Annotated in this window: 19 protein-coding genes and 1 tRNA gene; 8 read left to right on the top strand and 12 right to left on the bottom strand. The window is 67.1% G+C overall.

The annotated features are described in order from the left end of the window. Nucleotides 1-40 precede the first annotated feature (40 nt). The 3 genes from ACFRAU_RS19115 to ACFRAU_RS19105 form a co-directional block, all read right to left on the bottom strand. Nucleotides 41-433, bottom strand: coding sequence for a sterol carrier family protein (locus ACFRAU_RS19115; RefSeq protein WP_378001080.1), 393 nt, complete (start codon nucleotides 431-433; stop codon nucleotides 41-43). 28 nt (nucleotides 434-461) lie between these two features. Further along, nucleotides 462-1478 (bottom strand): asparaginase, encoded by a 1017-nt coding sequence (locus tag ACFRAU_RS19110; protein WP_378001079.1) that lies wholly within the window; start codon nucleotides 1476-1478, stop codon nucleotides 462-464. Nucleotides 1479-1571: 93 nt separating this feature from the next. Continuing rightward, nucleotides 1572-3149: a molybdopterin-dependent oxidoreductase gene (locus tag ACFRAU_RS19105; RefSeq protein ID WP_378001078.1), complete on the bottom strand. Its 1578-nt coding sequence runs from the start codon at nucleotides 3147-3149 to the stop codon at nucleotides 1572-1574. Nucleotides 3150-3252: 103 nt separating this feature from the next. Between ACFRAU_RS19105 and purD the strand changes: the two genes are divergently transcribed. Both purD and ACFRAU_RS19095 read left to right on the top strand, forming a co-directional pair. Continuing rightward, a complete protein-coding gene (gene purD, locus ACFRAU_RS19100) occupies nucleotides 3253-4584 on the top strand; it encodes a phosphoribosylamine--glycine ligase (protein ID WP_378001090.1) in 1332 nt (443 codons plus the stop codon). Nucleotides 4585-4586: 2 nt separating this feature from the next. Then, nucleotides 4587-5525, top strand: a complete 939-nt coding sequence (locus ACFRAU_RS19095; RefSeq protein ID WP_378001077.1) for a phosphoribosylaminoimidazolesuccinocarboxamide synthase — start codon at nucleotides 4587-4589, stop codon at nucleotides 5523-5525. Between the two features lie 73 nt (nucleotides 5526-5598). Here the strand turns inward: ACFRAU_RS19095 and ACFRAU_RS19090 are convergent, their stop codons facing one another. Beyond that, on the bottom strand, nucleotides 5599-6861 hold the full coding sequence (locus ACFRAU_RS19090) for a helix-turn-helix domain-containing protein (protein WP_377995064.1): 1263 nt from the start codon (nucleotides 6859-6861) through the stop codon (nucleotides 5599-5601). 133 nt (nucleotides 6862-6994) lie between these two features. Here ACFRAU_RS19090 and ACFRAU_RS19085 point away from each other — a divergent pair, with 133 nt between their 5' ends. Together ACFRAU_RS19085 and ACFRAU_RS19080 are read left to right on the top strand one after the other, a co-directional pair. Beyond that, nucleotides 6995-7228: a hypothetical protein gene (locus tag ACFRAU_RS19085; protein ID WP_331572037.1), complete on the top strand. Its 234-nt coding sequence runs from the start codon at nucleotides 6995-6997 to the stop codon at nucleotides 7226-7228. A 90-nt stretch (nucleotides 7229-7318) separates the two neighbouring features. Next, a complete protein-coding gene (locus tag ACFRAU_RS19080; protein ID WP_378001076.1) occupies nucleotides 7319-7681 on the top strand; it encodes a hypothetical protein in 363 nt (120 codons plus the stop codon). A gap of 154 nt (nucleotides 7682-7835) precedes the next feature. Here the strand turns inward: ACFRAU_RS19080 and ACFRAU_RS19075 are convergent. From ACFRAU_RS19075 to ACFRAU_RS19055, 5 genes are all read right to left on the bottom strand, one after another. Continuing rightward, nucleotides 7836-7912 (bottom strand) — tRNA-Pro (locus ACFRAU_RS19075). An 84-nt stretch (nucleotides 7913-7996) separates the two neighbouring features. Beyond that, the gene (locus ACFRAU_RS19070; RefSeq protein ID WP_378001075.1) at nucleotides 7997-9871 is read right to left on the bottom strand and encodes an ABC transporter ATP-binding protein; all 1875 of its coding nucleotides are present in this window, start codon (nucleotides 9869-9871) and stop codon (nucleotides 7997-7999) included. After that, nucleotides 9868-11685 carry an ABC transporter ATP-binding protein gene (locus ACFRAU_RS19065; protein ID WP_378001074.1) on the bottom strand — a complete coding sequence of 606 codons (1818 nt, stop codon included), beginning with the start codon at nucleotides 11683-11685 and terminating at the stop codon, nucleotides 9868-9870. Before ACFRAU_RS19065 ends, ACFRAU_RS19070 begins: the two co-directional genes overlap by 4 nt. 137 nt (nucleotides 11686-11822) lie before the next feature. Next, nucleotides 11823-12770 (bottom strand): metallophosphoesterase, encoded by a 948-nt coding sequence (locus ACFRAU_RS19060; RefSeq protein WP_378001073.1) that lies wholly within the window; start codon nucleotides 12768-12770, stop codon nucleotides 11823-11825. A gap of 2 nt (nucleotides 12771-12772) precedes the next feature. After that, nucleotides 12773-15118 carry a transglycosylase domain-containing protein gene (locus ACFRAU_RS19055; protein ID WP_378001072.1) on the bottom strand — a complete coding sequence of 782 codons (2346 nt, stop codon included), beginning with the start codon at nucleotides 15116-15118 and terminating at the stop codon, nucleotides 12773-12775. Between the two features lie 37 nt (nucleotides 15119-15155). On the opposite strand from ACFRAU_RS19055, the gene ACFRAU_RS19050 reads away from it, so the two are divergent. The 3 genes from ACFRAU_RS19050 to ACFRAU_RS19040 are packed head-to-tail and all read left to right on the top strand — an operon-like array spanning nucleotide 15156 to nucleotide 16774. Next, nucleotides 15156-15311, top strand: coding sequence for a DUF4177 domain-containing protein (locus ACFRAU_RS19050; RefSeq protein WP_003797879.1), 156 nt, complete (start codon nucleotides 15156-15158; stop codon nucleotides 15309-15311). A gap of 1 nt (nucleotide 15312) precedes the next feature. Next, nucleotides 15313-15846, top strand: coding sequence for a RidA family protein (locus tag ACFRAU_RS19045; protein WP_378001071.1), 534 nt, complete (start codon nucleotides 15313-15315; stop codon nucleotides 15844-15846). A gap of 16 nt (nucleotides 15847-15862) precedes the next feature. After that, the gene (locus ACFRAU_RS19040) at nucleotides 15863-16774 is read left to right on the top strand and encodes an NUDIX hydrolase (RefSeq protein WP_377995072.1); all 912 of its coding nucleotides are present in this window, start codon (nucleotides 15863-15865) and stop codon (nucleotides 16772-16774) included. Nucleotides 16775-17137: 363 nt separating this feature from the next. Here the strand turns inward: ACFRAU_RS19040 and ACFRAU_RS19035 are convergent, their stop codons facing one another. Further along, the gene (locus tag ACFRAU_RS19035) at nucleotides 17138-17815 is read right to left on the bottom strand and encodes a Crp/Fnr family transcriptional regulator (protein WP_003797871.1); all 678 of its coding nucleotides are present in this window, start codon (nucleotides 17813-17815) and stop codon (nucleotides 17138-17140) included. Between the two features lie 192 nt (nucleotides 17816-18007). Here ACFRAU_RS19035 and ACFRAU_RS19030 point away from each other — a divergent pair, with 192 nt between their 5' ends. Further along, entirely contained in the window at nucleotides 18008-19192 is a 1185-nt protein-coding gene (locus tag ACFRAU_RS19030; protein ID WP_378001070.1) for a MarP family serine protease, read from the top strand. 72 nt (nucleotides 19193-19264) lie between these two features. Here ACFRAU_RS19030 and ACFRAU_RS19025 read toward each other — a convergent pair whose 3' ends face one another. Together ACFRAU_RS19025 and aroQ are read right to left on the bottom strand one after the other, a co-directional pair. After that, the gene (locus ACFRAU_RS19025) at nucleotides 19265-20314 is read right to left on the bottom strand and encodes a DUF2332 domain-containing protein (RefSeq protein WP_378001069.1); all 1050 of its coding nucleotides are present in this window, start codon (nucleotides 20312-20314) and stop codon (nucleotides 19265-19267) included. 2 nt (nucleotides 20315-20316) lie between these two features. Next, nucleotides 20317-20793 (bottom strand): type II 3-dehydroquinate dehydratase, encoded by a 477-nt coding sequence (gene aroQ, locus ACFRAU_RS19020; RefSeq protein WP_377995075.1) that lies wholly within the window; start codon nucleotides 20791-20793, stop codon nucleotides 20317-20319. Nucleotides 20794-20910 lie beyond the last annotated feature (117 nt).

The following is a 20910-nucleotide window of genomic DNA, read 5'->3' as shown; positions in this document are numbered from 1 at the left end:
AAGCTTCCCGGCGGCCCGCTGTTGACAAATAGGGCGGGGTTCAGAGGGGGAGCAGGGCGGACAGGTCTGCCCGCAGGCCGGACGCGGCCACGCGCCCGGCCTCGACGGCGTCCGCCCAGCTCAGCCGGCCGGTCACCATCGCCAGCCAGGTGGCTGCGTCGCACTCGATGACGTTCGGGGGCGTGCCGCGTGTGTGCCGCGGACCCTCCACGCACTGCGTGACGCCGAACGGCGGCACCCGCACCTCCACCGAATTCCCCGGCGCCCGGGCGGTGACCTCCTCCAGGGAGTAGCGGACCGCCGTCGCGATCACCGAACGGGGCACAGCCGGAACCGTCGGGGCAGCGTCCGACGGCGGGACGGCACCTGCCGCCCATTCGTTCAGGGCCGCTTGGCCGTCGGCCGGGTCAATTCTGCGGCGCGCAACAGCCACCGTAACCTCCTTGAAAGCTCAAAGTACGTTAGTCCAGCAATGCCGAGACGGCGTGGCCCAGGCGGATCTTGCCGACGGGGCGGCCGCCGCCAAGGACCGGCTCCACCACCTTTTCAAGCACGCTCGAGACTCCCGGGATGTCGACGGCCCCGCAGGCGGCCAGCAGGGTCAGTCCGACGAGCGACGTGGCCCGGAGGTTGCCGTCGAGCATCTTGAGGGCCACGGAGACCCCCTGGGCCGTGGCCATGACCAGGATGCCTTCCGCGCCGATCTTGGCGATGACGTCCAGCTCCTCCATGACGATGGTGTTGGCTTCACCCCTGCCCTGGACCGCCCATGGGTAGTCAAGCATGGATGTTGCGATGGTGGCGGCGCGGGCGTTGGCGGATTTGTCGGAGGGGGCCTTGGCGAGCAGGGAGTAGGCGCGGGCCAGGCCCGTCAGCGAAATGGCCGCAACCGGCGCACCGCAGCCGTCGATGCCCAGGTGCGCGATCTTCTCGCCGGAATACTCCTCGATCACTGTGCGGATGCGCTGCTGCAGCGGGTGGTTGGGTTCCAGGTAGCTGTGGGTGTCCCAGCCGTTTTCGGTGCACGCCCACAGGAACGCCGCGTGCTTGCCCGAGCAGTTGAAGGCCAGCCGGGACTTGCCCCGCTCGGACCGGGTCAGCCAGGTCCGTGCCGTCTCGTCCTGCGGCCATACGGCGGGGCACTGCAGCTGGTCCTCCTTGACGCCCGCGGCCTTGAGCATTCCTTCGACGACGTCCATGTGGTCGAGTGATCCGGTGTGGCTGGCGCAGGCGAGTGCCACCTGGGCGCCGCGGAGGGGAACGCCTGACTGCATCGCCGCCAGCGCCTGGAGCGGCTTGAGCGTGGACCGGGCCAGGATGGGGGTGGTGATGTCGCCAAGCTGGGTGACCACGTGGCCGTCCGCGGCGAGGACCACGGCCGACCCGATATGGCGGGACTCCACGAATCCGCTTCGTTCAACCACTGCGAGTTCGACGGCGGAATCCACAGTGAACGTGGCGTGCGAATTTAGGGCCATGGCCCCAGTCTATGGTGCGGTAGGGGCATTCCCGGGGAGCCCTCAGGTGCTTGTGGCGGGATAAAACGCGTGGCCAATGTTCCGCTGAACCGCCTACGCAACCGTCACCATGACCGACTGCCAGCCTGAGGCGCCGTCGGGCACGGGATCGGCGCGCTTCTCCGTCTGCACCTCGCCCGTCCCGTCGGTCGCGCGTACCTTGATGTAGTGCGGGCCGGGATTGGCGTCCCAGGCGAAGGACCACTGCCGCCACGTGTCCACGGAAGCCTCGGCCGAGAGCACCGCCTCGGCCCAATCCCCGCCGTCGATCTGCACCTCAACCTTGGTGATGCCCCGGGTCTGCGCCCACGCGGTGCCGCCGATGGCCACTTTCCCGGCAGGCACCGTGGCGAAGGATTTGGGCACCTCCACCCGGGCCATCGTTTTGATGGGGCCGCGCTCCGACCAGCCGCGCTGGGTCCAGTAGGCCTTGCTGTCGGCGAAGCGGGTCACCTCCAGATCCACCACCCACTTCGTGGCGGACACGAAGCCGTACAGTCCCGGGACCACCATGCGCACGGGGTAGCCGTGTTCCACGGGCAGCGGTTCGCCGTTCATGCCAATGGCGAGCATGGCGTCGCGGCCGTCCTGCAAGGCCTCCAGCGGTGTGGAGGCGCTGAAACCGTCGACGGAGGTGGAGAGCACCATGTCCGCGCCGGCGGTGGGCCTGGCCCGCTTGAGCACTTCGCGGATAGGAAGCCCCAGCCATTTGGCATTGCCGGCGAGGTTGCCGCCCACCGGATTGGAGACACAGGTGAGGGTCACATGGGACTCGATCAGCTCGGCGTCGAGCAGGTCCTGAAAGGTGAGCCGGACCTCCTGCTCCACGAGCCCGTGCACGCGCAGCTCCCACTCCTCGGCCTTGATCTCCGGGACGCTGAGGGCGGTGTCGATCCGGTAGAAGTCCCTGCCGGGCGTCAGCCACGGCGTCACGCCGGGTGTGGCCGACTGCACTCCGGCGGGCACGGCGGCTGCGGGCCGGGCCGGCGCCGGCAGCCGGAGGGACTCCCGTGCCTGGGCCACACCGCTGCGCGCGGCGCTGAGCAGCCGGCCTCCGGTGGCGGCGATGCCTGCGGCAGCCACGGTTAGGCCGGTGGCCGCGAAGAAGGCGCGGCGGGAGGTAGCCGGGCGCTCCGGGGGCTTGGCTGCGACGTCGGCAGGAGTATCAGGAAAGGCCCGCAGCCGCCACAGCCGCGACACCAGCAGGCGCAGCACCACCAGCCCGGTCACCGTTCCCGCCAGCGTGGGCACGGCATCCAGCGGCCTGACACCTGCGCGGGTCACCACGCTGGCCACGATCACCGCGCCCATGAACAGCACTCCGGCAACGCCCAGCGCCCACCTCCGGTACGCCACCACGCCGAGCACGCAGGCCAGCACCACAATCGTCAGGCCCATCCCTGCGAAGAGCGCAGCCTTGTCATTGGTGCCGAACGTCGCAATCGCGAAGTCCTTCAGCCACGGCGGCGTGAAGTCAATGAACGTCGAGCCCAGGGCAATCAGGGGAGTGGCGCGGGCGGTAAAAAACGCCCCCGCCAGTTCCGCAACGGAAAGAACGACGGCGGCGGCGGCCACCCCGGCCAGGGCCGCCAGTGCAGCCGGTCCGCTGAGCCACCTCATGAGCTTCTTCATGACCATGGTTCGTAGCGGGTGCGTACGCGGATGGCCGGGTCCCAACTGAGGGCCGGGCCTCAGCTTAGGAGCCAGCACGGTGCACAAAGTACCCTTGGAGACTGTGAAGGTACTCGTCATTGGCCCCGGTGGCCGCGAACACGCCATTGTCCGCTCCCTCCTTGCCGACCCCAACGTTTCGGAAGTCCACGCGGCTCCGGGCAACGCCGGCATCAGCAAGCTCGTCCCCACGCACGCGATCAACGGGAACGATCCGGACGCAGTGGCGGCGCTCGCCACCCGGCTCGAAGTCGACCTGGTGGTCGTTGGTCCCGAAGCCCCCCTCGCCGCCGGTGTTTCCGACGCCGTGCGCGACGCCGGCATCCCGGTGTTCGGCCCCAGCAAGGCAGCCGCCCAGCTCGAGGCCTCCAAGGCCTTCGCCAAGCAGGTCATGGCCGAAGCAGGCGTTCCCACCGCCATGGCGCTGGTGGCCGCCAACGCAGACGAGGCAGCCGCGGCGCTGGACACCTTCGGCGCCCCCTACGTCGTCAAGGACGACGGCCTGGCCGCCGGCAAGGGCGTGGTGGTCACCAACAACCGGAACGATGCCCTGGCCCACGCCCAGAGCTGCTTCGACGCCGGCGGAACCGTCGTCATCGAGGAGTTCCTGGACGGACCCGAGGTCTCCGTGTTCGTCCTGTGCGACGGCCGCAACACCGTGGCCCTGTCCCCGGCGCAGGACTTCAAGCGCATCTACGACAACGACGAAGGCCCCAACACCGGCGGCATGGGCGCCTACACCCCGCTCGACTGGGCCCCCGAAGGCCTCGTCCAGGAGGTCATCGACCGCATTGCCCAGCCCACCGTGGACGAGATGGCCCGCCGCGGCACCCCGTTCGTGGGCGTGCTGTTCGTCGGCCTGGCGCTGACCAGGCGCGGCACCCGCGTCATCGAATTCAACGTCCGCTTCGGCGACCCCGAAACCCAGGCCGTCCTCGCCCGGCTCAAGACGCCCCTCGGTGCCCTGCTCCTGTCCGCCGCCAAGGGCGAACTGGACCAGGCAGAAGAGCTGCGCTGGTCAAAGGACACGGCAGTCGCCGTCGTCGTTGCCTCCGAAAACTACCCTGACACCCCGCGCACGGGTGACCGCATCCGCGGGCTAAAGAAGGTGGACGAGCTGGACGGCGTCCACGTGATCCACGCCGGAACCAAGCTCGACGACGAGGGCAAGGTGGTCTCCGCCGGCGGCCGCGTGCTGGCCGTGGTTGCACTGGGATCTGACCTCGTGGAAGCAAGGGAAAGGGCGTACGACGGCGTGGAGCTGGTTCAGCTCGAAGGCGCCCAGTTCCGCACGGATATCGCAGGCAAGGCCGCACGCGGTGAAATAAAGGTATCGGCCGCCGCCGCGGCCCCGTCGGCTGCCAAGGCCGGCTCCGCTTCGGAAGAGAAGGCGTGACAGTGGCTGAACAGGAAGGCCCCCGCGGCCTGGATACCGCGCACACCGAGCTGCCCGGATGGAGGCACGTCTACTCGGGCAAGGTCCGTGACCTGTACGTCCCGGCCAGCGACTCCATCGACGAGCAGTTCGGTCAGGAATGCGTGCTGGTGGTGGCGAGCGACCGCATCAGCGCCTTCGACCACGTGCTCAGCAGCGAGATCCCGGACAAGGGACGGGTCCTGACCCAGCTGAGCCTCTGGTGGTTCGACCAGCTGGATGTTGAGCACCACGTCCTGGCGTCCACCGTGGAGGACGGTGTGCCGGCAGCAGTCGAGGGCCGGGCCATGATCTGCAAGAAGCTGGACATGTTCCCGGTGGAGTGCATCGCCCGCGGCTACCTCACGGGCTCGGGCCTCGTAGAGTACCGGCAGTCCGGCACCGTCTGCGAGATCCCGCTGCCGGAAGGCCTGGTGGACGGCTCCCGCCTGGAGCACGCCATCTTCACGCCGTCCGCCAAGGCCGAGGTGGGCGAGCACGACGAAAACATCACGTACGACGCCGTCGTGTCCATGGTGGGAGACGACATCGCCGCGCGCCTGAGCGAGCTGACCCTGGGCATCTACACCAAGGCGGAGGAGATCGCCCGCGGCCGCGGCATCATCCTGGCCGATACCAAGGTGGAGTTCGGCTACGACGTCGTGAACGGCGCCATCACGCTGGGCGACGAGGTCCTGACGCCGGACTCCTCCCGCTTCTGGGACGCCGCCACCTATGAGCCCGGCAAGGCGCAGCCCTCCTACGACAAGCAGTTTGTCCGGGACTGGCTGACGTCCGCCGAATCGGGCTGGGACAAGGCCTCCGACACTCCGCCGCCGGCCCTGCCGGCCGACATCGTGGAGCGCACCCGCGCCCGTTACGTCGAGGCGTATGAGAAGCTGACCGGCCGCACGTTTAGCTAGCAGACGCAAAAGGCGCCCCGGGACGGGAGTCCAGGGGCGCCTTTTTGTGCCTGCTGCCAGCTGGCTTCGGGCCCTAGCTGGCTTCGGCTGCCGCGGCGCGGCGCTGGGCGAGACGGATTTCCAGCACGGCGTCGAGGGCCTGCTGGACGCGGTCCGGCGCACCGGCCGCGCTGAATTCCTTCTGCGCCTCCTCCAGGTGCACCAGCGCCTCATCAGCTTCGCCCGCGGCCTTCAGGGACTTGCCGAGGAGCAGCGAGACCTCGCCTGCCGTGTGCCGGGCCAGGTCCGCGCGTTCGGCGTGGATGTCGCGGAGCTTCTGCACGGCTGCCACGATGTCACCGGTCAGATAGAGCCAGCGGGCGCGGATGAATGCCACCTCCAGCTGGTCGGTTTTGTTGCCGCCCACAATGGACAGCGCGAGCTCGGCCCGTTCAATGGCTGAAAGGGTCTCCGGCTCGACGATTCCGGAGGAGAGACGGACGGCGGCTGACGCCTTGTTGAAGCGGGCCCAGAGCTCGATGTCGTTGGCGGGGGAGAGCAGCTTGGCGGCCCGCTCGTGGTGCTTGATGCCCTCCGGGTAGTCGTGCCGCATGAACGCGACATTCCCGATCACCCAGGCCACCTCGCCGGCGAGCTGGGACATCGAGTGCTCATCCATCTGCTCGTTCATGTCCTGGCAGTACTTCCAGGCCTCGTCCAGCCTGCCGCTCTCGGCCAGGGCACCGATCAGCGCACGGAGCGCGCCGATGATCAGCGTTGAGCCCTTGGGCAGCTGCGCACACAGCTCCACCGCCTTTTCGGCATGTTCGACGGCGGTGCTCAGCTGCCCCTGTCCGTGGCACAGGGCGGCGAGCATCTGGCGCGCCCGGACACCGAGGCCGGCCGATTCGGTGGCCATGGGGTGCTCGGACAGGTGCTCCATGATCTTCTGGCATTCCTTGAGCTGGCCCTGCTTCATGAGGCATTCGGCCTGCATGTAGGTCATGTTCCACCAAGCGCTGGTGTTCTTGCCGTCGAGGGCGATCCGGGCCGCGTTGGCGGCGTGCTCGGCAGCGAGGGCGTAGTCCCGCAGGTCCCAGGCCTGCCTCGCGTACAGTCCGGCCAGCACGTATTCTGCGTCGCTGACCGAGATGGGCTGGCTCCACGCCTCGAGCGCCTTGGGCGCGAGCTCCAGCCTGCGGGCGAGCTCTTCGATGACGTCGGCTGTGGGTTCCCGCCGGCCGGTCTCCAGCAAGGAAATGTAGCTGGGGGAGTACAGGTCTTTGCCCAGCTCGGCCTGGGTCAGTCCGCGCTCCAGCCGCTCTGCGCGGAGCTTCTCCCCGAATCCGTTACCCACTGGGGTTCCTCCTATTCCGGACAGCCTTTGTACAGAATGCTTGACACCCTCTGTGGAAAACATTTTACAATGTATGTCAACAAGGACTGTGCTGACTTGGTAACGAATCCGACTCGTATTGAGGAACTCTCACATGTTGAAGAAGATAGCAGCCGCTGCCGTTCTGGCGGGGGCCCTCGCATTTTCTGCTGCGGCTCCCGCCGTTCTGTCTGCAGGCTCGATCGCGGATAACGCAGGCACCTCGGTTGCCATTGGCAACTGGCCGGATCCGATGCGCGTCAAGGACGTGAACAAGACCACTATCGGCAATTGGCCTGATCCCATGGTGTCGGAGACCACCATTGGCAATTGGCCCGATCCCATGTAAACAGCTTCCATGAGGAAAACGGCTCCGGAACATGCGCACATCATGTTCCGGGGCCGTTTTTCTACCTAAAACAGCAGCCGTAACTAAGGAGTGGGGACCACGACGCGGACAGCGACCGACGGCCAGCAGCGGGCCTTTTTTCTCTGGACCATCGCCGGCACGTCACTGATCGTGGCGGCCGCGGCCGGTGCCGCAATAGTTGAGGTGTTCACGGGAACGGCCGACGCCGGAACTTTCGTCTGGGGGATGATTGGCATGGCGGCGCTGCTGGAGTCAATGGTGCTTTTCGCCGTCGGCCTGCGTCTGCGCCACCGGTATCTGAACCAGGTCCAAAGCTACGACAGCCGCGGCGATTACCTGCCGGACGACGGATCCCGCCGGCCGAAGATACCCCTGCTCGGCGACGGGCAGGCGACGCCAAACATCACCAACCAGAGCCTGGGCGGAAACTGAGGCGATAAAGAAACCGGCCCGGCTGGCCCAACTGGGTAGCAGATCAGGGCGTTCCCAGCGCCGGGAACGCCCTCAACTGCTACCCAGTTGGGCGGGGCCGGAAAGCGGGGAAACAGAAAGAGGGCCTCCCCTGGGGGAGACCCTCTTTCTGTTTTGGTCGGGATGACAGGATTTGAACCTGCGACCTCTTCGTCCCGAACGAAGCGCGCTACCAAGCTGCGCTACATCCCGATCCGTTGCTGCGAAAGCAACTGAACAAGGATATCCGATACCTGGCCAACATGTGAAATCGAGTCCCGGAAGGCCCGCCCGGGCTCAGACCAGCGAGTCCTTCCAGGCGCTGTGCAGCCGGGCGAAGCGGCCGTTGCCGCCGATCAGTTCTTCGGGTGTTCCGTCCTCCACCACCTGTCCGTCGTGGACCACGAGCACCCTGTCCGCGGTTTCCACCGTGGACAGCCGGTGGGCGATGATCAGCGCCGTGCGGGCTGTTCCGCGGGGCACTCGGCCACCGGACGTTCCGGTGCCGGACGGGCCGTTGCCGTCTATGCCGCGCAGCAGCCCGGCGAGACCGCTCTGCACGAGCCGCTCAGAGGGGATGTCCAGCGAGGACGTTGCCTCATCCAGGATCAGGACCGCCGGCCGGGCGAGGAACGCGCGCGCAAAGCTGATCAGCTGGCGCTGGCCCGACGAAACGCGGCCGCCACGCTTGTTGACGTCGGTGTCGTACCCCTCGGGGAGCTCCATGATGAACTCGTGCGCACCCACGGCCTTCGCTGCCGCCTCGATCTCCTCCCGCGGGGCGTCCGGCCTGCCCAAGGCGATGTTGTCCGCCACGGAACCGCTGAACAGGAAGGCCTCCTGGGTGACCATCACGATGTTCCGCCGCAGGTCCGCGGTGGCCAGCTGCCGGATGTCCACGCCGTCGAGCATCACCGCGCCGGCGGACACGTCGTAGAAGCGGGCAATCAGCTTGGCCAGCGTGGACTTGCCGGCCCCCGTCTGGCCCACCAGCGCCACGGTCTGGCCCGCGGGGATGGTGAGGTTCAGTGCGGGGATGACGAGCGGGCCGCTGCCGTAGCGGAACTCGACGTCCCGGAATTCGAGGGCGCCGCGCGCGTCGACGAGTTCCACCGCGTTCCGCGGCGGGCGCACCGTGGGGACCTCCTCGAGCAGGCCGGAGACCTTCTCCAGCGCAGCCTGTGCGCTCTGGAAGGAGTTGTAGAACATGGCCATCTGGTCCACGGGCTGGAAGAAGCGCTTCGTGGAGAGCATCAGGGCCAGCAGCACACCCACGGCCAGGTCGCCGGTCAGCACCCGGAAGCCGCCGGACAGCAGCACGGCGGCGACACAGACGTTGCCGATCAGCACCAGGCCAGGCTGGAAGACGCCGTTCAGGTTGATGGAGCGGACGGTCGCCTGCCGGTAGTCCTCGGCCAGCTCGCCATAGCGGCCCGCGTTCTCGCGCTCCTTGCGGAAGGCCTTGACCGCCCGGATGCCGGTCATGGTTTCGATGAAGTGCACGATGAGCCGGGCTGACACCACCCGGGACTGGCGGAAGGCGATCTGCGAGTGCTTCTGGTACCAGCGGGCCAGGAGGAACATGGGCACAGCCGCGGCCAGGACCACCAGTCCGCTGCGCCAGTCGAGGGCGAAGACGGTGACGGCGGTGAACGCCATGAACAGGGCGCCCGAGGCGAGCGAGCTGACTCCTGAATCCAGAAGCTCCCGCAGCGCTTCGAGGTCCGAGGTCTGCCGGGCGATGATCCGGCCCGAGGTGTACTTTTCGTGGAATTCGAGGCTGAGCCGCTGGGTGTGGCGGAATACCCACAGCCGCAGGTCCAGCAGCATAGCCTGGCTGAGCCCCGCCGTCGAGGTCACGTAGAGCGCGGTCAGGCCGGCCGCCGCCACTGCTGTGACGAGGTAGCCGACGCCGGTCAGCACCAGAGGGAGGCTGTTGCCCGCGCGGAGGGCGGGCAGCGCGTGGTCGATGCCGAACGCGATCAGCGCCGGGCCGGCCACCCGGGCCGCCTGCGACAGGACCACCGTGGCGATGGTGAGCCAGAACCGCAGCCGCACCGGACGGATCAGCGAGCCCAGCAAGGCGAGTGACCGGCGTCGTACTGCTTTGCTGTCGCTCCTGCTCAGGTTGGCGTTGTCCTCGTTGGCAGTGCCGAATGCCGTGGTACTCACCGGCTGACCTCCTCTGCGTCGTCGAGGGCCGACAGCTCGGAGTCCAGGTCGCGCGGCTCCGTTTCCAGGCTTGCGATCACGTAACGGTAGTGGCTGTTCCCGGCCAGCAGTTCGGTATGGGTTCCGACGGCGGCGATGCGGCCGTCCTCCAGCAGCGCCACCCTGTCGGCCAGGGCAACGGTGGACGGCCGGTGGGCGACGATGAGCGTGGAGGTGCCGGCCAGCACCTCCCGCAGCCGGTTTTCCACGAGCTCCTCGGTGTTCACGTCCAGTGCGGACAGCGGATCGTCCAGGACCAGCACGGAGGGCCGCGCAGCGATGGCCCGCGCCAGGGCGAGGCGCTGGCGCTGCCCGCCGGACAGGCTGAGGCCCTCCTCGCCGATGAGGGTGTCCAGGCCCTCGGGCAGCGAATAGGCGAAGTGCGCCTGCGCCGTGTCCAGGGCCTCGGCCAGGATTTCCTCCCGGGTTTCGGTGCCAGCGTCCTGGACACCGAGCAGCACGTTGTCGCGCACCGAGCTGGAAAAGAGGGTGGTGTCTTCGAAGGCCACAGCCACGAGGGTACGGAGCTCCTCGACGCTGAACTCCCGCAGGTCCACGCCGTCGAGCTCGATGGAACCCGAAGTGACGTCGTAGAGCCGGGGCACCAGCTGCAGCAGTGCGCTCTTGCCGCTGCCGGTGATGCCCACCAGCGCCATGGTCTCGCCCGGACAGATGTCCAGCCGGACGTCCTTCAGGACGGGCTTGTCCGGGGCGTCGTCGAACGCGAACGTCACGTTGTTGAAGCTCAGCGCGCCTTTGACGTCGGCCGGGCGCCGGGGTTCCGGTGCGCTGGTGATGGTGTTTTGTGAGTCCATGACCTCGAAGTGCCGGTCCAGCGCCGTTTTCGCCGTCAGCGCCATGGCCAGCAGCATGCCGGAGAATTCCACGGGCGCGGCGATGACCGCGGCGGTGGCGAAGAAGGCCACGAGGGAGCCGATGCTGAGCTGGCCGCCGGCGGCCAGCAGAATGCCCGTGACCAGCCCCGCACCCAGCGCCAGCTCGGGCAGGAGCGTCACCACCATGCTGAAAACGGCCTGGTGCCTGGCCTTGGCAATCTCCGTCTGGCGCAGTTCCTCGGCCTGGCCGTTAAAGGTTTCCAGTGCTTCGCGGCTGCGGCCGAAGGCCTTCAGCACGCGGATGCCGTGGACGGATTCTTCAACGGTGGTGGCAAGGTCGCCGGCCTGGTCCTGGCTGCGCCGGGCAACCTTGCTGAATCGGGTCCGGAAACGGAAGCCGTAGACCATCACCGGCCCCGCGGCGGCCAGGAAGATCAGGGCCAGCTGCCAGCTCATGGTGAACATGACGACGACGCCGATCACCACCGTCAGTGTGGTCACCACCAGCATGATGGCCCCGAACGCCATCCAGCGCCGGATGAAGTTAAGGTCAGTCATGGCACGGGAGAGCAGTTGGCCCGAGCCCCAGCGGTCGTGGAAGGCGACGGGGAGGTCCTGGAGGTGGCCGTAGAGCGAGACCCGCATCCGGGTCTCTACGGTGGTGGCCGGGTTGATCACGAAGGTGCGGCGCAGCGCAACCAGCAGGGCTTCGGCGACGCCCAGGGCCAGGATCAGCGCCGCGGAGCTCCAGACGGCGTCCGAGGTTGCCCCGGGCCGGAGGGAATCGTTGATGAGCACGCGCAGGACCTGCGGGATGGCCAGGGCAACGACGCTGGCCAGGAGCGCGGACAGCAGGCCTGCCACCAGCCGCGGCAGAACCGGCTTCACATGCGGATAGAGACGGCTGACGGATCGAAAAAATGAACTCTGCTTGGCCATGCCCGCTTCTTGAACGTGATGTAGTTTCCCGTAGCAACTACCCTATGCCATGGCTGGCACCCTTCACAGGTGGGAGGTCACCGGAGGACCAACAGCCCCCGCCGGCGACAGCCGGCGGGATAGCGGCGGGCGGGACGTCAGGCGCGCGGGGTGAGCGTCAGCAGGACGGCCTCGGGCCTGCAGGCGATGCGGACCGGCGCAAAGCGCGAGGTGCCGATCCCGCCCGAGACGTTGACCGGCGTCGTGCTTCCGTTGCTGCTCCAGTCGTTGAGGCCCTTGGCCCGCCAGGTGGGGATGTCGCAGTTGGCGACGACGGCGCCGTACCCCGGGATGCACAGCTGGCCGCCGTGCGTGTGGCCGGCCAGAAGAAGGTCCGCGCCGTCCTCGGTGAAGTGGTCCAGGACCCGCTGGTAGGGGGCATGGATGACGGCGATGCGCAGGTGGTCCTTGGCGTTCTGGCCCCGGGTGCCGCGCGGCCAGCCGGCGTAGCGTTCGCGGTTGAGGTGCGGATCATCCACGCCCGAGAAATCGAACCGCATGCCGTTCAGGACCACGGACTGGTGCCGGTTGGTCAGGTCAATCCAGCCGGCCATGCCGAAGCCGGAACGCAGGCGGGGCCAGTCAAGCTCCTGGGTGTCGCGGCGTGCCTTGGAGGGCCCCATCAGATAGGCGGCCGGGTTCTTCAGCTTGGGGGCGTAGTAGTCGTTGGAGCCCGGAACAAACACGCCCGGGAATTCCAGGAGCGGCGCCAGCGCGTGGAGCAGCGGGTCCACGGCCTTGGGGTGGCTGAGGTTGTCACCCGTGTTCACCACCAGGTCCGGCCTGAGCGCCGCCAGCGACTGCAGCCACTCGGCCTTGGCCTTCTGACCCGGTACGAAGTGGATATCGCTCAGGTGCAGGATCCGGAACGGTGCCCTGCCTGCTGGGAGGACCGGGACGGTCTCCTCGCGGAGGACGAACTGGTTCTTCTCCCACAGCCCGTAGGCCGTGGCGGCGAGGGCGGCCGCCGTCCCCGCGGCTGCGGTGACGGCAAAGCCGCGCCCGATGCTACGGACGCGGCTTGCCACGCGTGAAAGGTCAGCCACGGTCAGCCGTTCCCCTTATTGCCGTTGCCGTTTCCGTTATTACCGCTGTTGTTATTGCTGTTGCCCCCGGTGCTTCCGCCGGTGTTGCCACCGGTGTTGGCGCCGTTGTTCCCGCCGGTGTCTCCTCCGGTCGAGGGATTGTTCGGGACCGTGGGCTCGAACTGGGGGGTGCCGTAAAGCAGGTTCGACGGCGGTTCCGGGAAGGGTTCCGTGCCGTAGCCCGGCGCAATCTGGGACATGAAGTTGGAGAACATCGGCCCGGCGATCATGTAGCCGTCGATGCCGGTGTAGAACTTCCCGTTGATGGTCACGTTCTGGCCGGCGCGCTGCTGGCTGCCGAGCGGGTCACCGAACCACGCCGCCGTCGCGAGGCCCGTGGTGTGTCCGACGACCCAGGTGGAGCCGTTGTTGTTGGAGGTACCGGTCTTGGCCGCGATGGGGAAGTTGGTCTGCGTGGAGATCCGCGGCTCGATCAGTGAGCCGGAGCCCTCGTTCAGGACCTTCTGCAGTGCGTAGTTCACGCCGCGCGCCACCTCGGGCTTAAGGGCGTCCCGGCAGGCCGGGGACTGCGCCGGCAGCTGTGCGCCGGTCTGGTCTGTCACCGAGGTGATGGCGATCGGGGCACAGTACTTGCCGTCGTTGGAGAACGTGGCAAAGGCGCTGGCCATGGTCAGAGGGGCTGTCTGCCGCGAACCCAGCAGGTTACCGATGGTGGTCATGGTGATCTTGGGGTTCGGATCCACCACCGCGTTGGTCTCCTTGTCGCGGATGGGCAGGCCTTCGTGCAGCCCGACGGCGTCCACGACCTTCTGGATACCGCACAGGTCAAGCTGCGCAGCCGAGGCGAACGTTGCGGTGTTGATGGAGTTCTTGAGGCCGTCCAGCACGGTCATGGGGCGGTAGTAATTCTCTTCGGCGTTCTGCAGGTCCTCGGTGCCGTTCGTGCTGTCATACCAGCCCACCGTTGGAGTGGAACAGGTGTTCTGCCACGGGAAGTCCTGCGGGTACCGGCGCTGGGCGGCATTGACGATGGTGTTCATCGACTTGCCTTCATTCAGCCACTCGGCAAAGGTGAACGGCTTCATGGTGGAGCCGGGCTGCGCGCCGCCGAGGCCGTTCAGGTCATTGCCCTGGTCGTCATACTGGTCCACGCTGAAGTTGATCTGGGAATCGAATTTGCCCTTGCCCGCAAACCATGAGGTGTTCTGGGCCATGTTGGTGATCTTGCCCGTACCCGGTTCAACGGACACCAGCGCAGCGCCCCACTTGTCCGGGTTCGAGCCGGCTGCAGAGTTCACCTGGTCCTGCGCCGCTTTCTGCGCCTTCGGGTCCAGGGTGGTCTTGATGGTCAGACCGCCGCGGAACACCTTCTTCTCGCGCTCGGTCGCATCTGCACCGTAGGCCGGGTTGTTCAGCAGGAGGTGCAGCACGTAGTCGCAGAAGTACGGGGCGGTGGGCGAGTAGGCGCAGCCCTGACGCGCCGGGGTCACCTTCGGTGTCACAGGGGCGGCAACTGCGGCGGTGTACTGGGCCTTGGTGATCTTGTTGTGGGTGAGCATGGCGCTCAGCACCAGGTCCCGGCGCTTCTTCGCGTTGTCCGGGTTGGTGATCGGGTCGAAGGCCGACGGGCTGTTCACGAGTCCGGCAAGCAGCGCGGCCTGGGGGAGCGTCAGGTTCTTCGCGGTGGTGCTGAAGAAGAACTTGGAGGCGGCCTCAATACCGTACGCGTCACGGTTGAAGAAGACGATGTTCAGGTAGCCCTCAAGGATCTGCTCCTTGGTGAATTTCTTCTCCAGTGCGATCGCGAGCTTCATTTCGCGGAGCTTGTCTCCGACGCCCTTGTTGACACCGTTGAGCTTGACCTCATCGGAGTTGCCCGATGCTTCAAGGTTGGCGTTGAGGACGTTGTTGACGTACTGCTGCGTGATGGTGGACGCACCCTGCTTGTTGCCGCGGGCCGTGGCCACCAGGGCGCGGAGGATGCCGGTGGTGTCCACGCCGCCGTGCTCGTAGAACCGGCTGTCCTCAATGGAGATCACCGCGTCCTTCATGAACGGGGAGATCTGGTCCAGCGGAACGCGGGTGCGGTTCTCCGCGTACAGGTTGGCGATCACGCTCCCGTCCGCGGCCAGGACCTTGGTGGACTGGCTGGGCGGGTCCACCTGGAGTTCAGCGGGCAGGGTGTCAAAGAATTCGATCGAGCCGCTGGCTGTGCTGCCCGAAACGGCGGCTGCAGGAACCAGCAGGCCGGCCACGAGGACACCACAAATAGCGCTCACGCCAAGGAAGCCAAGAATTTTTCCGAGGGTGGTGGCCGTGTCGAATATGGGGTTCTTACGAGTCGCCATGTTCTCCAGTTTACCGGCAACGATTAGGCTTTATTTCATGACCAAATGGGAGTACGCCACGATTCCGCTCATCATCCACGCCACGAAGCAGATTCTGGACCAGTGGGGAGACGACGGCTGGGAGCTTGTTCAGGTAGTCCCCGGACCCGACGGCAACGGCCTTGTCGCCTACCTTAAGAGGGAGAAGCAGTAGCATGACCACCCCCCAGGAAACCGCTTCCAGCGCTGATCTGGCGCCATCGTCCGCCGTCGAGCAGCGTCTCGCCGAGCTCGGACTGACCCTCCCGGAAGTTGCCGCGCCCGTCGCCGCCTACGTGCCGGCCGTAGTCTCCGGCAACCACGTTTACACGTCCGGACAGCTGCCGTTTATTAACGGCAAACTCGAAGCTACGGGCAAGGTGTCCGCCGGCACCGAGGGAACCTCGGACGAGCCGACTGTGTCCCCGGAAGACGCCAAGGCCTACGCCGCCGTCTGTGCCGTGAACGCCCTGGCCGCCGTGAAGAGCGTCATCGGTGACCTCGACCGCATCACGCGCATTGTGAAGGTTGTGGGCTTCGTCTCTTCCGATCCTTCCTTTACCGGCCAGCCCGGCGTCATCAACGGCGCGTCTGAGCTCCTGGGCCGGGTCTTCGGTGACGCGGGCCAGCACGCACGCTCCGCCGTCGGCGTTTCAGTCCTGCCCCTCGACTCTCCCGTGGAAGTCGAACTGATCGCCGAATTCAGCTAGGGAGCAGTCGGTTCCCTTGCCTCACCTAGCACGCCGGCTGTTTGTTCTTCCCCCCGATTTTGAAGGGGCTGCACGTAGCTGGCTCGAACACGGCGAACGGACTCCGCGCGCACCCCGTTTCGCCTCGTCAGTGGTGCTTCTCCGGGATTCACCCACCGGCCTGGAAACATGGCTCGGTTACCGTCCCGGGGAGTCACCGCTGGGCGTCGTTGCCTTTCCGGGCGGCTCCCTGGATGCGTCCGACGACGACGCCGTCGGCTGGCTGGGGCCTTCGCCCCAGCATTGGGCGGAACAGATGGGAACGGACGACGTCGGACTGGCGCGCCGCCACGTGGTGGGCGCCGTCCGCGAGCTGTTCGAGGAGACCGGCGTGCTGCTGGCCGGCCCGGATCTTTCCTCCACCGTGGAGGCAACATCCACCGCCGAGTGGATGAAGGCCCGGGAAGCGGTGGCGTCGCAGGAAAAGTCGTTCACGGCGGAGCTGGCCAAGCGCGGCCTGTCCCTTCGGACCGACCTGCTGAAGCCGCTCGTAAACTGGCTCAGCCCGGACTTCGCGCACCGGCGCTTCAACACCCGGTATTTCGCCGCCACCGTCCCCATGAACCAGCAGCCCTCCATCCTGGCGAGCAAGGGTGTCTGGGGACGGTGGGTGTGCGCCACCAAGGTTGTTGCCGAACGTGACACCACCGCCCTGGGTGACGAGTTGGGCCAGGAGAACACCGTTGGCCTCACCCTCGGGCAGCTCATGGTTCCCGGCTCCGAGATCATGCTGGAGAAGATGGCGAAAGCCAACGGCTGCATCGCCTACCTCAGCTACAAGCGCACCCCGCACGTCTACCAGCCTCGCCTCGTCGAGGAAGACGGCACGCTCATGCTTGAGGTCGAGGCAGCAAAGACGGTAGCCGGAGAGCCCCAGCGGGAACGCTGAACCTTCGCCGTCTCTTATGGTTCCGTCCGCTTGGGTTGCGTTCGCTTTGGTCACCTTCACCGGGCGGCGGCCCTTCGCCGTCGCTTAGACACGGGTCATAAGGGCCCTGCGGTCGCTGAGCGCCCTCCGGACCCCGATGCCCCGCGATGCGCTCCTACCCGAAGGCCCGCAGCACGGCTCGTGCGTATCTCCCCCAACGCTTCCTCAGATCCCGTCGCCTTTTCCCCGACGCTTCCTCAGGTCCCGTCGCCTTTTCCCCGACGCTTCCTCAGGTCCCGTCGGGTTTTGGCCGCCTTCCGCCGGGGGTGAGTTAAAAAACGAAAGGCCGCCCCGAGATGAACGAGGCGGCCCCTGCAGGGCGGATTAGCGCGAGCGCTGGCGGAGGCGCTGCATGTCCAAGATCACGACGGCGCGGGCCTCGAGGCGGAGCCAGCCGCGCTGGACGAACTCGGCGAGAGCCTTGTTGACGGTTTCACGGGAGGCGCCGACCAGTTGGGCCAGTTCCTCCTGGGTGAGCTCGTGTGCCACGAGAACGCCGTCCGTGGCGGGACGGCCGAAGCGGTCGGCGAGGTCCAGGAGGGCCTTGGCCACGCGGCCGGGCACGTCGGAGAAGACCAGGTCGGAGAGGGAGTCGTTGGTGCGGCGGAGGCGGCGGGCCAGTGCCTGCAGCAGTTGGGCAGAGACCTCGGGGCGGGTCCGCAGCAGGGAGTTCAGGCTTTCGTTCTTGAGGCCGGCCAGGCGGGTTTCCGACACGGCCGTGGCCGTGGCGGTGCGGGGGCTCGGGTCGAACAGGGCCATCTCGCCGAAGAGCTCACCCGGGCCAAGGATGGCCAGCAGGGATTCGCGGCCGTCGGGGGAGGTGCGGCCGAGCTTCACCTTGCCGGAGACAATGAAGTAAAGCTGGTCACCCTGGTCGCCTTCGCGGAAGACGGATGCGCCGCGGGACAGGTCGACCTCGGTCAGTTCGTCCGTGAGCAGGCGGAACGCGTCGTCGTCCAGCGTTGCGAAAAGGGGTGCGCGGCGCAATACCTCGATGTCCATGAATTCTCCTGAGTAAAAGTGTCGTCTGGGGCGCTTGTGCCATTGTTTCAGAATTTTCAACGTTCTGTGACGTACTTGGCAGCTGAAACGCCCTAAAAGACGCCGCGAGACCGGCGCAGGCTCCGCGCATCCACGGCAAATTGTCAGACTTGGCCAGTAGAATCGGGGCTCAGCTGCTTGTGAGGAGACCCGGTGTTTGGCCTGACCGTTCTGGACCTTGCGTTGATTCTCACGCTTTTGTCCTATCTGATCTACGGCCTGCGCAACGGCTTTCTGGTGACCGTGGGCGGCCTCGCCGGCTTCGCGGCTGGCGCAGTGGCCGCTTTCCTCTCCGTTCCGCTGGTCAGCGACTTCGTAAAGGACAGCGGGTGGCGCCTGACCGCCATCATCGGCACTGCCGTCCTGCTGGTGGTCCTGGGAAACGCCCTTGGCACCATGATCGGGCGCAGTATCCGCAGCGCCGTCCGCATGCAGCCGCTCCGGGCCATGGACAGAATCATCGGCGGGGCCGTGAACCTGATCGTGTCCGCGCTGGTTATGTCCATGCTGGCGTTCAGCATCAGCGCACTCGGCGTGCCCTTCGTGTCGCAGCAGCTGGCCGAGTCGAAAGTGATCCGTTTCATAGACGGACTGACGCCCAATCCCGTCAAAACCGCCATGGCGCAGCTGCGCTCGGCCGTCATCGGCGACGGCATCCCCACGCTCATCGAGGGTATCGGGCAGGACCAGCAGGTCCCGGTTCCGAACGCCAGCACGGATACCCCGGCGCTGAACAGGGCAGCCGGTTCGGTCCTGAAGATTGCCGGGACCGCCTTCCAGTGCGGGCAGAACCAGACCGGAACGGGCTTTGTGGTGTCGCCGGGACGCGTGGTGACCAACGCTCACGTGGTGGCAGGTGTGTCGCAGCCCGTGGTGGAAGTCCCCGGCGGAGGAGCCATGCCCGGCAGGGTGGTGTATTTCGACAGCAAGCGCGACCTTGCGGTCCTGGCGGTGGACGGGCTGTCCACCGCGGCATTGCCGCTGAGCTCCGATTTGCCCGCGGGAACCGCCGCCGCCTTTGCCGGCTACCCGCACGGCGGCCCGTACCAGTCCAAGCCAGCCACGGTGCAGGGCATTTCCACGGTGCTGGTACCGGACATCTATGGCAACAACCCCGTTCCGGACGAAGTGTACAAACTGGCAGGCGACGTCCAGCCCGGCAACTCGGGCGGGCCGCTGCTCACCACCAACGGAGAGGTGGCGGGCGTCATCTTCGCGAAGACCACGTCCAACGCCGCCCTGGGCTTCGCAATCCCGATGATCGACCTCCGGCCGGTGGCGGCAGAGGCGCCGGGCCTGTCCAGCCCGGTGTCGTCGGGGCAGTGCATTCAGCAGTAGGGGCATTCAGCAGTAGGGGCATCCAGCAATAAGTGCATCCGGCAACCGGCATCCAACAAAAGGATCAGCCGGTCAGAGCCAGTCCAGGCTCTGACCGTGCGGGCCGGTGATGGCCACCGGCTGGCCGTCGTGCAGCAGCAGGAAGTTACCGCCAAGGCGGCCGGGGTCCATCTCCGGGACAACCGCAGAGCCGTCCTCCTGGATGATCACCGTCTCGCCCTCGTTGGACAGCCAGTGGCAACCCCGATCAAGCGCCAGGTCCTGTACGGTGGCCCGAAACCTGGCACGCCCGTCAGCGCTGACGTAACCCATGACGGCGCTGTGGAACACCACCAGCGCGGCGTCGGCAGGTGCCCTGGCGGCCAGCGGCGGCAGCTGATCGTTCAGGTCGCCGGCCACGAGCAACGGCGGATCTTGGCGCGCAACGGCGATGGCCCGGCGCAGCCGCTCGCGGCGGAACTCCTGCTCCGGCCAGATCAGCGCCTCAAGCCAGGCGACGTCGTCGGGATTGCGTACATCCAGGGGGTTCAGATCAATTCCGGCCCGCCACACCACTTCGGGGAGGCTGCCGGGCAGGGGAACCGGACCGGCTGTCCGGCAGCGGAGGACCGGGGGCTCCCCGGGTCCGGCCGGCGGTTCGCCGGACGCGGCGGGAGCCAACCGCGTGACTGTTGCGCCGTCGTCGAACTCGTAGCTGTAGTGGTCCGGGAACAGGGCGAGCCCCGCGGAGGCGCCCACCTCGATCAGGGCGAGCGGCCTGCCCTCCGCGGCGGCGATGGCCGCGAGCGAGGGCAGCAAGGTGGCGCAGCGGCCCACCTCGTTGGTCTGGGTGGCGCGGGACAGAACGATGCGCGAGATCTCATCCCAGTGCCCGTCCAGGAACGTCCGGAACTCCGCGTACGGGGCCACCGCGGCGCCGAGGAAGCGGGCGGCAGCCAGCATCAGCAGCGGCTGGCGCTTGTTGTACGGCCACTCGTCGATCCGGGCAATCAGCCGGGGATCGTCGGCGATGTGCAGCGACCAGTCGGCGTAGCAGGGCGAGGAACCGGGGGCATCAACCGTGCCGAAGTGCCGGTACCACTCTGCGGTGCCGGAGCCAGAAGCGGACCCCGCCGCCGGCATGGTCAGGCCTTGCCGGCATTCAGGTCGGCGAGGAATTCCACGGCGAACCGGTACCCCAGAATCCCGGCACCGGCGATCACGGCCTTGCTGATGTCCGAGAGGTAGGAGTGGTGGCGGAATTCCTCGCGCGCGTGCACGTTGGTGATGTGGACCTCAACCGCGGGAATCTGCACCGCGGAGATGGCGTCCCGGATGGCCACCGAGGTGTGGGTGTAGGCCCCCGCGTTCAGTACGATGCCGATGGCCTTGCCCCGGGCCGCGTGGATGGCGTCCACCAGGGCGCCTTCATGGTTGGACTGGAAGCACTCGACGTCCAGCCCGTGCGCGGCGGCGGCGTCCTTGGCGAGCTGTTCGACGTCCGCAAGGGTGGCCGTGCCGTACTTCTCCGGCTCGCGGGTGCCGAGGAGGTTCAGGTTGGGGCCGTTGAGGACAAGGATGGTGCCGCGGCCGGCTTCGGTGGCGGAGGGGGCTTCAGTCATGACTGCAAATCTATCGCGTCGGGTTGCCGGTCTTCGATGGGACGGGTTTCGTTACGGCCTCCGCTTGTTCTGACACTGAATGTTCGACGGCGGGACGCCCGGTCGGGCGGCCGGCTC

Source organism: Arthrobacter sp. NPDC056691, assembly GCF_042791415.1.
In the GTDB taxonomy this organism is placed as follows: Bacteria; Actinomycetota; Actinomycetes; order Actinomycetales; family Micrococcaceae; genus Arthrobacter.
This window is presented reverse-complemented; position numbering and strand designations above follow the sequence as displayed.